Origin of the sequence: Desulfosarcina variabilis str. Montpellier, from assembly GCF_048565275.1 — a bacterium.
Taxonomy (GTDB): domain Bacteria; phylum Desulfobacterota; class Desulfobacteria; order Desulfobacterales; family Desulfosarcinaceae; genus Desulfosarcina; species Desulfosarcina variabilis.
Map to the genome: position 1 here is coordinate 4,095,056 of NZ_CP159846.1, position 12,027 is coordinate 4,107,082.

Below are 12,027 nucleotides of genomic sequence, written 5' to 3' on the forward strand. Positions count from 1 at the left end.
TTTTTCTCAATGCCGACAGCATATTATTCGATTGACCATACAAAGATAGATTCGGCGTTAACTGACTTTCCGGTTGGTATAAAAATCGAATCATCGACCGGGTTCATGTCCGGATTAGGATCGACCGACTGGCAGAACTTGCATGCCACGGTTGATTCGACGGAATGCTATGTTGAAATCGAATATTGGGATACGACCAATGATGAGGCGGTTTTATGGGTATGCGTTCCGACTGTTTCTTCTTCGGTTGCCACAGTTATTAAAATAGAAACCGGTGGGATAAATATTTCTTATGTTGGTGAAACCGGTGATTCGGCTGCACAGGCCGTTTGGGATGAGAATTTTTTATCAGTTTTGCACTTGAGAGATGATGCCACCGATTCGACCGACAACGGCAATGATGGGACCATCTATGGGAGTATGGTATTTGATGAGGATGATGATTTTGCTTACGCTCATTTTGATGGAATCGATGATTACATAAGCCTGCCGATTACCATTTCAGGAGATTTCACGATCAGTTTTGTGTATAACAGGCAACAGATTATCACGGGGCTTTTCCTGCCTGTTATTACAAGGAACGTGAGTGGCGGTAGTTATCAAGGTTTAGCTTTTTATGGTTTTTCAGATACCTTTCATATCGATTTAGATGTGACTGGTGGTACTGCATTTCAAACTAATCCGGCCTTTACTAATTATGAATGGAGTCAAATTGTTGTAACCAGAAATGGTAGTACTTGCTCACTTTATATTGATGGATCGTTTTTTGATAGTGGAACAGTTACAACAGATAATTTTTTATTGGAAGTTGTCGGCTATCGTCCAATATATGGTTCTAAACATGAGTTTTTTATGAGCAATCTATTCATCAGCAATGATGATAGATCGGCAGCATGGACCAAAGCCGCATATAACGTTCTAAACGGTTCACTACTCACCTACAGCGCAACCGATCCAAACGGCGAAAGCCTTTATGAACCCGATGTCGGTATAGATTCAATCTCTCTTGGCGAAATTGTTGGCCGGAGTATTGAGAAAAACGTTGCATCATTATCGACGATTCGCTTTTCAGAAATATCCGGCGCTTCTTTTGATACGGAGAACGAATTTGACGCGTTGCCTTCTGTTCTTGGCGTTCAAGACCAGGCGGGCGCCAATATTGAGAAAAATGTTTTCTGTATTGCCGGAATAGGCTTGGCCGAAGCCATCGGCAGGAATATTGAGAAGTCAATCGGCGTTGTTGAAAGCCTTGTCCTGTCCGGCGGGATAGGCGCGTCTGAAGAATTAACATATGACGCCGAATCAGACATCGGGATTGATGAATCAATAGGCGCTAAGTATGTCGCCACGCCAATTGGTCCACTTGACGATTTCCGGTTTAATGAAAGCGATAAATCAAGCCATATTGATCTTGAAGCCGATGGAATGCGTTTTGTTGTTGAGAACCAGACAGATGATTCAGCATTGGCTCGAACGGTCGGTTTTAAAAATGGCGGTCAATGGTATTTTGAAATCATTTTGGAGCAGTATGACGGTTCCGGGCATGGGTACGGGATAGGTTTAATTGACAGCGAACACGCGATAGATCAATATCGTATCGGTGGGGATAGTAGTAATACAGGAACGGGCTTTGACTGCAACGATGGGGACGTAAGATCTAACGGAAGTATTGTTAATACATCAACAACGGCGGCCGATTCTGGCGATTATTTACAATGTGCCGTTAATCTTGACAACGGAAGAATTTGGTTCGGAATAAATGACACATGGATTTTGTTCGGCAACCCATCGAGTGGATACAATCCAACAGACATCAATTATTCGATGGTTGGTGAAAACATGTATCCATGCGCAAGCGCTAATATTTCAACGGTATATGGAAATCGTCAACTAACTATCAAGACAAAGCGTTCTGAATTCCTTGGAACCATACCAGACGGGTTCAATGCCCTGTCTGAAGAATTGCCATTATGGATGTACGGCAGAGTTGGCCTTTATGGCTTTGCGTCGGGGCAAATGGTCGGTTTGGAACAAGACGCTTTTTCAGTGTCTGGTATCGGCTTTGTGTCCGGTTCAGGCGGCCTGAACTATTCCCTTTGGTTACGGAAGAACAAGGAACACGCCGTTTATCGTTATTTTGCCAGAATCACTGGCAACGCCAATGGTATTCAAGACTACGAATTGACGGCACCAAAGTCAATTCAATTACGGATGCGCAGCGGCGAAACGAAGTCTTATCTCTCTTTTGTAATCCCATACTCTCAAGCCGATTTAGAAGCCGTTCAGGGTAGGCCGGACGGTCAGCTTATCATTGATATGGTCGCGAGCATTGGCGGCTTAGAATCCTTACGAGAGGAATTATTGCGGGCCGATTTTTATTCAATCCGGTTTGATCGTGGACCGCGTTCTCAATCAATAACACTGGTTGGTTATGGCGATCAGTCTTTCGGGCCTGGTTTTGCCGAGCTTGATAACATTGTTTCTGAATTCATGAATGCAGATGGAACCTTACGCTATCGATGCGCGCAACCTGATTTTTACTTAAAACCAGGCCATACGGCAAAATTCGGCGAAAACGAAATTATCGTGGACACAATCACATGTTTCATCGGTGAAAAAAACCAATATATGGAAGTTTCCGAATAATGGGGAAGGCCGTCATAGTTCGAGATAATGGCGCCGGCCATTATGTGGTGCGCGTTTCTCTATATACTGACAGGGCCAACATGCGCTTGAACAGGCTAAACGGGATACTGGCGGCTGTTCAGACCGAAATTGATACAGGCGCGATAGGTGCAAGGTTTATTTTTCTTAACGCAAGAAAAGTCGCGCTTGAGAAGGAAATAAACCGGCTTGAAAGCGCTGTTGATGCGGCTGAAGAGGTTGATGCCTGGTGTGCTGATTTGTCGCCAGGTTTAGCCGGTGAAGTAGGCACCATTGAAATAGGGACGGAACGCAAAAACGGCATCCAAATACAGCCAGGCTACCAGGGTATGAACGCATATAACGGCGCCAGGGACGGTATTGAAACGCCGGTAAAAACATTGCCCGTTTCAACAGCTATTTTTAATTTTGCCTTGATGCCGGCCATCCAGAAATGGCGGCCAACATACCGTTATGGCGAAATCATTTCGATTGACCATGATAATAATCGATGTGATGTCGTTCTTGATCAATGCAACAGCAGCATTATGGGTATTGATATTAACGTCGTTAATACGATCACAGGCGCGCCGATAGAGTATATGTCTTGTAACCACGTTGTTTTTGAACCTGGTGATGCCGTTCTCGTTCGATTTGATCCGTACAGCATAAACGGCCAACCGAAGGTTATCGGCTTCAAGAACAACCCGAAGCCTTGTGAATCAAGATATATCAGGATCCAGACCGGAAGCGCTATTTTGATTTATGACATTGTTGGCCAAAGAATAGGCGGGAATTTACCTGATAACCCGCCGACCTTCCCATGTGAAAAGACAACGCAGGTTAATAGCTGGTTGGCGGCGCATGTATCAGAGTCGGCTATAAATACCGATGTCGCCAGTATTTCGAATACTATCACAGAAAGCTATGTTGATCCTGTAAATTCGCTGAACGATTTGGTCGACGATTATCACTTTGATATTTTTCCTACATATGAGGACTCTTTCCGTTCGTGGTCTCTTGGAACGCGCACAGTATATGATGAAGGTGAATGGGATTGCGATGAAGTTTTTTATGACGATGGGCCGCCAAGTCATACCGGTGACACGCTTCAAAGCACATATGGTCCGTACAAAACCGACGTGACAACAGAGGCGGTTGGTTATGATCTTGGGCCAAACAATGAACCACGATATTTTTTATACTGGAATAGGTATATGGATTGCTTCCAGCCATTGGTTTGCAGGGGCGGCATGTGTAAAGTTGTTTCTTGCATTAATCAACAAGACAGATCTTTTATAGTTTCTTCTGATTCGGAAGGGACAACACTTGAAGACTATCAGACACCGCCACTAGAAACACACGATATTTATAGTGATTTAATCTTTCATAGTCCATTTGAAAATGCTTCCGTCCATATACAACAAGTCTACCATAACGCCGATCCAAGCGCCTGGTGGGGTGAATCGATAGCGGCTTTTTCAGTCGCGATAGGCGCGAAAAGAAGTGGCGACGATATGCTTAACTTCTGCATTTTTACGTATTTAATCCATGAAAATAATGGTGATACATACACCAGACCGCAAAACCTTCCCGTCGCTAGAATGATGTCAAAAACCGGTATCGATAATTTTAACGATGTCAACCCTTTCGACGATTTGAATTTCGATCCTGTTTTAAGCTCTGCCGTAGTTGATTTTATAAATAATTTTAATAATGGCGCGCTAACAGGTTTATCAATAGACTTTATCGATGTGTCTTAGGGAGAAAAAAAAAGGGGGGGGGCATGTCACCAGACAACGACGACACCTGTAGATGTCACGCCGCACATACAGAACTTTTGCGGCAGCATGAAAAACGAATAGACGAAAACCACTTTAATCATGTCGACATGTGGGCGGCGATCAAGGCGAAGGTCGACTTCAAACTTTTTTCATTGTTGGTTCTTCTGGTCGTGGGAAACCTTGGGTTCCAAATGGCAATCTATAACACCGTCAAAGAGACCGAAAAGGATGTCGCCGTTATCAAGTCGGAACTTAAAACCGTCGGACTTGGGAGGATAGGAAATGTTAAAAAATAAAAAACTTGCTGTTGGTCAATTATCGTAAATTTTTGGTTAAGTGAATTCAATGGTTGAAGAATATATGAGATCGGAAAGGACAGACCGGCATGGAAAACATTAGAAGGCAATTGATAAGACATGAAGGCCTTAGGCTTAGGCCTTATAAATGCAGCGCCGGTAAAATAACCATTGGCGTTGGCAGAAACATCGAGGACAGGGGAATCACCGAAGCCGAGGCCATGGTCATGCTCAAGAATGACATTGCCGGCGCCCGGGCGGATGTGGATTCCCTGCTTGATGAATTTGGGATCCGGAAATGGGAGTTGAACCAGGCGCGCCTGGATGCCTTGACCAATATGGCATTTAATCTGGGGCGAAAGCGGCTGTCCGGCTTCAAAAAAATGATCGCGGCCATCAAAGATAGAAACTTTGACCTGGCGGCGGCCGAAATGCTGAACTCGAAATATGCCCGGGACGTTGGGCAGCGCGCGGTTGAACTGTCAAACCAGCTTTTCAGCGGAAAATACCAGGATCAGAGAGGATAGGGGGATGGGGTTTTTCACATCACTTTTTTCAACGAAAAAGGTCATTGACGCGATCCCTGAAACCGCCGGCAAGGTCGTTGACGGGGTGGTCACGGGAGTCGACAAGCTGTTTTTTACCGACGAGGAAAAGACCGAGGCCAGCCAGAAGGCAATGGACTCGATCTATTCCTTTATCAAAACGACCATGGATGAAAGCTCGATCCGGTCGATCACCCGGCGGGTCCTGGCAGTCGAAATCGTCTCGGCGTTTGTGTCCCTTCTCTTGGCCGGCGCCATGATTTACATTTGGAACCCAACCTGGGCGGCGCATGTGCTGGCCTGTGCCAAAGCGCTTTCCAACCTGGTCCTGGCGGTCTCGGTGTTTTATTTTGGGCCTTATCAGGTTGGTGGAATGATTAAAAAGATAAAGGGGGATAACAAGGAATAGGGAACCAGTCAATCTGGAAAACAAAGCCTGGCATCCCCCGAGCTTTGTTGTTTTTAAGTGATGGTAATTTAGAAAGTGGTTAGGATACCCGGTCGATTCCATTAACTCCCGACCCCATTTGGCATATCCACCCTTTCCTTCAGCTCTTTTCCGGCTTTGAAGAACGGCAGTTTCTTGGGTTTGATCTTTACCTTTTTTCCGGTTTTAGGATTCCGGCCAATATATTCATCGTAATGTTTGACAAACATACTGCACAGCCCGCGTATTTCAACTCGCTCCCCCTGGGCCAGGGCCTTGGCCATTGAATTGAAAAAGATGTCTACAATTTTATGAGCTTGGGACCTGGGCAGGTCGGTGGCTTCACTAATTTTTTCGATCAGTTCAAGTTTGTTCATTTAAATGATTCCATCTGTATTAAATTCTTCGATTCTTGTGAATTGAACCCCCCCGTTTCTTAGCTTTGGCAAGCCAGGTGTCATTCCTGGCAACCGGGTCTCTTCGTTCCGTAGCATTTGGCTACAAGGCGTGAAGATGAAATCCCTTTGTTGGCCAAACAACCGACTACGGATTCAGCCCGATTTTGTGATAGATGATAATTATCGTCCGATGATTCCATATCATTCGTGTGTCCTTCAACGATAAAATTCAAGTTCGTGCTTTTTCCCATTATTGCCGCTATCCTATCGAGCATTTTGGGGAAGACGGGCGTTAGGGTTGCCTTGTCTATATCGAAGGCAGTCTTCGTGCACCTGTCCAACGAATTCGGTAAGCCGTCACCATCCAAATCCAGTTCATTGCCGATAATTGGCCCAATACTAACATTCGTGACCCCTACGATTGCCTCTTCAATCCCTTTCTGTGTATTCTTTTTCAAAAACAAGGAGACCGTCAGTCTGCTGCTAATTAAATATTTAATATAAAAGAATATATTGGCGTTTGTTCTGGTTTTTATACAAAATATAGCTGCTTCAGAAAAAGATTCTTAATTATGATTCAAGTGTCCCGCCAAACAGACGATTCATTATTCAGAATGATTGATAGAACCACAATTGATGAACACTTTATTTTCATAATTGGATAGCGGAATATTCACTATATGGCCCAATCTATCAAGGAAAAGCTTAAGAAACTTGAAAATCAGAATCGTATCCTGACAGACAACCTCATGGAAGCCGTTTGGCTTGTAAATGCTGGGAATTTAATATGTGAATACATTACCCCCTCTATATACCGAATAAATGGATACACTGCCGAAGAAATTATAAACAAACCGGTCAGTGACGGCCTTGTTCCTGAATCGTTTAAAAAAGCGATGGTGTTGTTAGAAATATCCTTAGACGACTATGAACACGGCAATAAGGGTATACGGACGGTTGAAGTTGAGATGAAGCATAAGAATGGAGGAACTTATTGGGCTGAGATACGAGCGGCATTGATGGAAGAAGCTGGCTCTCCACTTAAAATCGTTGGTGTCATGAGAGATATCACGGCCAGGAAGATTACTGAGCTGAAGCTGGAAGAAAAAAATCGAAAATTGATTGAAGCTTTGGCAGAAAAAGAACGACTCACGAAAAAAATAAAGGTGTTAGAGGGGCTGTTGCCAATTTGCAGTGGCTGCAAAAGGATTCGTGATGATAACGGAAAGTGGTGGCCCTTGGATTATTACATCAGGGAACATACAGAGGCTGATATCACTCATACCATTTGCCAAGATTGTAGGAACGTGATTTACCCTGATTATTAGAAAAAAATAACAAAAAGCTGATGTGAAAATTTGATAACTTAATGGAAATTTAGAGGAAAAACCATTTCTTCCGTTTCCGGATAGAGTGCCGGTTTAGGTTCAGATCTGTGCACTCGTGCACGCTAAGGTGCCGCCTACTTAACACTGGGAATTAAGTTCGTCATGCCGGTTCTGGATACTGATCCCAGAACCGGCCATCAAGATCGCGGCCGGCGGCTTTCTTCTTCAGGCCACCCCATTGTTTAAAAAGGAAAGGGACGCCGGTGGTCACACACTGATCCCGGAGCGATCGCACCCAATCCGGATTCATCTGGTGAGCACCGGTTATGGCTGAATTTTATTTCAGGGGATCTAATTTAAGGCTGCCATACGCCATGAGATGCCAGGCATTTTAATATCACCGCGCTCGTTGTTTTCTACGGTAATCTCTGTGACAAGTTTTGTGGTATGCGTAGCTTGTTGATATCGTTAAGTTTGTGGGGCTGTCGTGTTCATGACAATACTTGCATCTTGGCCAATCTGCATGCCCAAACGCATCATATGCCCGTTGCCTTTGGTGTAATAATAAATGGTACCCTTGGTCCTGGCATATAACTAAATTATTAGGTGAATTATTTTTGCGATCACCATCGACATGGTGAACAACGGCACCGTCCGGAAGGGGCTTACCGAGGACCTTTTCAGCAATTATTATGTGCTCAAAAACATAAACACCATTGCTCGCCCTATTGTAGGCTGGGCGGTACAACTGTATATACCCATTTGAATGAAGACGTGGATCGAAAAATTTTTCATATCTGCAGGCTTCATTTTTTTGGTCTATCACTATTTGGTTATGGCTGTATTTAAGGCTGTTGCTGACATTATCATATATTTCATTGGCAATTTTTTTGTCTTTTGTTCTTAAGGAAACACGTTTGCCTGATCCATAGCGAATATAATATGATAAAAATCTGCCTTTTTTGAACCGCTTATACAGCCTAATTGAAATCATCAAAATCACCTTTTTTTGTGTGTCGCTCGTGTGCTGAAAAGTGTGTTCCAACCTAGCACACAAAGGGCTATTTCGGGTATTTTTTACCCGGTTTGCGAAAACCGCTTGACGGAGCCTAAAAGGCCGTGATAGTAGGCTTTTCAACGATTTGCCACCGTAGCTCAGCTGGTAGAGCAGCTGATTCGTAATCAGCAGGCCCGCGGTTCGAGTCCGCGCGGTGGCTCCAGTGTCTATTTTCGGGTTCCCCCAGCTTATCTTGTGGGAACCCGTTTCTTTTGGGCTGCTTTGTTTGTTGTAACCCGCATTGCTTTTGCAACCGCCCTTTGCGATCGTGGTCTGGCCATACCGTTTTTATGCCTGCTCTATACAGGCGCCTGGCAGTCGGCCACCTGGCCAATGCCGCCAGCATGACAGGAGAAAGAAAATATGCAGCTTTCCGCCGAGCAGCAAGCCGCTGTGGAACATACCGGATCACCGGCCCTGGTGGTGGCCGGCGCCGGATCAGGAAAAACCCGTACATTGACCGCCAAATTTGCCCATCTGGTGAAAAACGGCATGGCACCGGAACAGATCCTGGCCATTACCTTTACCAACAAGGCGGCCGACGAAATGAAGAGCCGGCTATTGCAGATGACCGGGCTGCCATTGGCGCGCTTTCCCTGGGTGCGTACCTATCACTCGGCCTGTCTGCAGGTGCTCAAGATTCACTGCCGGCGCCTGGATTACCAGCCGCCGCTGCAGATTTTTACCGCCTACCACCAGCAAAAAACGATCAAGGAAATCCTTCTGGGGCTCAATTACGATAAAAAACACGCCATGGGCGTATTGAGCCAGATCTCCAACGCCAAGAACAGCGGGAATCCCAGGGCCTATTTTGACCGGCATCCCCGCCAGGGTAACGTTCGGTTGATTGATGTGTTCGATCGGTACGAACACACGCTTAAGACGGCCAACGCCGTTGATTTCGACAACATCCTTTTGCTCACGCGGAACCTGCTGCGCGATCATGCGGACATTCGTGAACAGTACCAAAACCAGTTCAATTATATTCTGTGCGACGAGTACCAGGACACCAATGATCTCAACGAGGAGATCACCCGGCTGCTGCTCAAGAACGGCAACCTGTTTGCCGTGGGCGATGACTGGCAGTCCATTTACTCGTTTCGTATGAGCAACGTGGGCCATTTTTTGTCGTTCGAGAAAAAATACAAGGGTGCCAAGATTTTTCGATTGGAACAGAACTACCGCTCGGCCGATGAAATCGTGCAACTGGGCAACCGGATTATCGGCAACAATGAAAACCGCATGGAAAAGGAATGTTTTTCCGCAAAAGAGGGCGGGGTGGTACAGGTCCACGAGTTTGACAGCGATCAGGAGGAGGCCCGCTGGGTTGTGGACAAGGTCAGAAGCCTTGGGCGCATGGATATCCCCCTGGAGAAGATGGCGGTGCTCTATCGGACCAAGTTCTGTTCCCTGCCGTTTGAACAGGCGTTTCGCCGGGGGAACATTTCCTACCACATGATGGGGGGCAAGGGGTTTTTCGAGCGCATGGAAATCCTGGACCTGAACTGTTACCTGACAGCGGCGGCCTTTGACAAGGACGATACGGCCTTTGAGCGGGTCCTCAATACCCCCAAACGGGGGATTGGACCCGGTACGGTGAAAAAGATTTCACAGATGCGCAGCGGTGACATGAGTCTGAAGGAGGCCGCCCGCAAGGCTGTGGCCGAAAGGGTGCTTACCCCCAAACTATACACATCCTTGAACGAATTGTTGGCCCTGCTCGATGACATTCGTGACCTGAAACCCGACGAGGCCATCAAACGCACCATTGCTGGCACCGGGTATATGGATTACCTGGAAAACTATGTACGTCGCAGCAATATGGACCTGACCACCAGACAGGAAAATATCGAGCAGCTGATTCACGCCGCGGCGCAGAAGGAAACCATTGTCGAGTATCTGGAAGAGGCGGCCTTGATTCGGGAAGACAAGGACGAAGAGGAAGAAACACGGGGAATCAACCTGTCCACGGTTCATGCGGCCAAAGGGTTGGAGTTTCACACGGTGTTTGTCGTGGGCTGCGAGGAACAGCTTTTTCCGCACTGGCGCAGCATGGAGCGGGCCGAGGATTTGGAGGAAGAGCGCCGATTGATGTATGTGGCCGTGACACGGGCCGAAAAATGTCTGTTCGTCACCTCGGCCAGTTTTCGTAAAGGACAGTTTAATCCCCGCAGCCGTTTTCTGGATGAGATCGAAAGCGTGTTGGATCGGTAATACTATTAAACTTGACATCATCTGGTCTTGCGGTTATTTAATAGCTGTATGATTTTATTGAACAAAGCGATCTTTTAATGCTATTGGCGCAGACGCTTCGCACCGTTGGTGTAACCATGGGAAGTAGGACCGATGATCGATGAACTGTATTGAGGCTGTTGAAGGAACGGCAAAAGCGGTGCTGATCAAGCTCCTTGATCTTGCCACGGAATACCGGATGGACGCCAGTGAGTATATTCGCAATGTTAAAGCCGTCATGGATGCCATTGCGGTATTTGTTAAAAACAATCCGGAAATCAGCGTGAAACCCGATACCCTTCGGGACGTTTTATATGATTTTGCAAGAGAGCAGTGGTTGGCGCGCTATCAAAAATCTGTGGAACTTGGCGAAATTCAATCCGAAAAGGCTGATATTGAATATCAAACCTATTGCTATGATTATATTTATGCCCACGGCGACTATCCACGTTGATCGGCATGGGATATCGTGAGGCGCATAAATCCAATTGAAAATGGAGAATGGAGAATGGAGAATTAAGGATTCAAAACGAATGGTGATGACTTGTCATTCCCAATCCTTAATTATCCATTTTCCATTTTTTAATTATCCATTAAATAAAGGGGCGTGCCAGATGACCGAATCAGATGATCAAACACTCAAAGCCGAGATTGATGAGATCATGAACCAAGTGGACGCAATTATGGAAAAAGTGGCCCGGGTCATCCCCAAAGACGAGCAGGAGACGGACGGCCAGGAGTGACGAATCGAGCTCCATGATCCGTTAACATAACCTAATTGCTGAGAGGCAACTGGAAACCATTTTTCTTCAGGAGGCGCAATGGCATTGACCAAAAACGATATCGTCGCAAAGGTGAACGACCTGGGCTTCACCAAGAAAAAATCCATTGAAACCGTCGAGTCCTTGCTTGAAATTATAAAAGATACCCTTGAAAGCGGAGATGATGTGCTCGTATCCGGGTTCGGCAAATTCTGTGTCAAAGAAAAAAAGAAACGGCGCGGCCGTAACCCTGCGACCGGGTCCGACCTGATTTTACGAGAGCGTAAGGTGGTGACCTTCAAATGCTCTGGGAAATTGCGCAACAAAATCAACCAGGACTAGGACTACCCCCTTGAATCCACCGCTGACCCCACAGCCAAGCGGGGCGGTTCAAACGATGTTTTTGCTTCTTTCATGCCAAGCGACCGGAATCATGCTTCTACACACGGTGTGAGACAGGGAAAGAAATAGCCTGTCTCACACGCCTTTTTTGACTCCCATCCCATGTGACAGGTCAACGCCGCATTGTAGATCCCGCTTAACGAAACGGCCGAAT

General features: G+C 46.1%; 14 protein-coding genes and 1 tRNA gene. 11 read left to right on the forward strand and 4 right to left on the reverse strand.

Annotation, left to right across the window (positions count from 1 at the left end; all coding sequences use genetic code 11):
* Positions 1-9: 9 nt before the first annotated feature.
* From Dvar_RS18465 to Dvar_RS18485, 5 genes are all read left to right on the forward strand, one after another.
* Positions 10-2,646 carry a LamG-like jellyroll fold domain-containing protein gene (locus tag Dvar_RS18465; RefSeq protein ID WP_419663249.1) on the forward strand — a complete coding sequence of 879 codons (2,637 nt, stop codon included), beginning with the start codon at positions 10-12 and terminating at the stop codon, positions 2,644-2,646.
* Positions 2,646-4,406, forward strand: a complete 1,761-nt coding sequence (locus Dvar_RS18470) for a hypothetical protein (RefSeq protein WP_419663251.1) — start codon at positions 2,646-2,648, stop codon at positions 4,404-4,406. The genes Dvar_RS18465 and Dvar_RS18470 overlap by 1 nt, the downstream gene beginning before the upstream one ends.
* Before the next feature lie 23 nt (positions 4,407-4,429).
* Positions 4,430-4,723 carry a hypothetical protein gene (locus Dvar_RS18475; protein WP_419663253.1) on the forward strand — a complete coding sequence of 98 codons (294 nt, stop codon included), beginning with the start codon at positions 4,430-4,432 and terminating at the stop codon, positions 4,721-4,723.
* Between the two features lie 89 nt (positions 4,724-4,812).
* A complete protein-coding gene (locus Dvar_RS18480; protein WP_419663254.1) occupies positions 4,813-5,250 on the forward strand; it encodes a glycoside hydrolase family protein in 438 nt (145 codons plus the stop codon).
* Between the two features lie 4 nt (positions 5,251-5,254).
* Complete coding sequence (locus Dvar_RS18485; protein ID WP_419663256.1) at positions 5,255-5,677, forward strand: hypothetical protein; 423 nt, start codon at positions 5,255-5,257, stop codon at positions 5,675-5,677.
* Positions 5,678-5,778: 101 nt separating this feature from the next.
* Here the strand turns inward: Dvar_RS18485 and Dvar_RS18490 are convergent, their stop codons facing one another.
* Together Dvar_RS18490 and Dvar_RS18495 are read right to left on the reverse strand one after the other, a co-directional pair.
* The gene (locus tag Dvar_RS18490) at positions 5,779-6,072 is read right to left on the reverse strand and encodes an HU family DNA-binding protein (RefSeq protein ID WP_419663258.1); all 294 of its coding nucleotides are present in this window, start codon (positions 6,070-6,072) and stop codon (positions 5,779-5,781) included.
* Between the two features lie 80 nt (positions 6,073-6,152).
* On the reverse strand, positions 6,153-6,557 hold the full coding sequence (locus tag Dvar_RS18495; RefSeq protein ID WP_419663259.1) for an OmpA family protein: 405 nt from the start codon (positions 6,555-6,557) through the stop codon (positions 6,153-6,155).
* 216 nt (positions 6,558-6,773) lie between these two features.
* Here Dvar_RS18495 and Dvar_RS18500 point away from each other — a divergent pair, with 216 nt between their 5' ends.
* Positions 6,774-7,421: a PAS domain-containing protein gene (locus tag Dvar_RS18500; RefSeq protein WP_419663261.1), complete on the forward strand. Its 648-nt coding sequence runs from the start codon at positions 6,774-6,776 to the stop codon at positions 7,419-7,421.
* Between the two features lie 160 nt (positions 7,422-7,581).
* On the opposite strand, the gene Dvar_RS18505 is transcribed toward Dvar_RS18500, so the two are convergent.
* Together Dvar_RS18505 and Dvar_RS18510 are read right to left on the reverse strand one after the other, a co-directional pair.
* Positions 7,582-7,731 carry a DUF5131 family protein gene (locus Dvar_RS18505; RefSeq protein WP_419663263.1) on the reverse strand — a complete coding sequence of 50 codons (150 nt, stop codon included), beginning with the start codon at positions 7,729-7,731 and terminating at the stop codon, positions 7,582-7,584.
* Positions 7,732-7,818: 87 nt separating this feature from the next.
* A complete protein-coding gene (locus tag Dvar_RS18510) occupies positions 7,819-8,415 on the reverse strand; it encodes an HNH endonuclease signature motif containing protein (protein WP_419663264.1) in 597 nt (198 codons plus the stop codon).
* Between the two features lie 150 nt (positions 8,416-8,565).
* Here Dvar_RS18510 and Dvar_RS18515 point away from each other — a divergent pair.
* From Dvar_RS18515 to Dvar_RS18535, 5 genes are all read left to right on the forward strand, one after another.
* Positions 8,566-8,641, forward strand: a tRNA-Thr gene (locus Dvar_RS18515).
* Between the two features lie 200 nt (positions 8,642-8,841).
* Positions 8,842-10,692, forward strand: a complete 1,851-nt coding sequence (locus Dvar_RS18520; protein WP_419663265.1) for an ATP-dependent helicase — start codon at positions 8,842-8,844, stop codon at positions 10,690-10,692.
* A gap of 139 nt (positions 10,693-10,831) precedes the next feature.
* The gene (locus tag Dvar_RS18525; protein ID WP_419663267.1) at positions 10,832-11,164 is read left to right on the forward strand and encodes a hypothetical protein; all 333 of its coding nucleotides are present in this window, start codon (positions 10,832-10,834) and stop codon (positions 11,162-11,164) included.
* Between the two features lie 160 nt (positions 11,165-11,324).
* Positions 11,325-11,453, forward strand: a complete 129-nt coding sequence (locus Dvar_RS18530) for a hypothetical protein (RefSeq protein WP_419663269.1) — start codon at positions 11,325-11,327, stop codon at positions 11,451-11,453.
* Positions 11,454-11,531: 78 nt separating this feature from the next.
* Positions 11,532-11,813, forward strand: coding sequence for an integration host factor subunit alpha (locus tag Dvar_RS18535; protein WP_419663270.1), 282 nt, complete (start codon positions 11,532-11,534; stop codon positions 11,811-11,813).
* Positions 11,814-12,027: the final 214 nt, after the last annotated feature.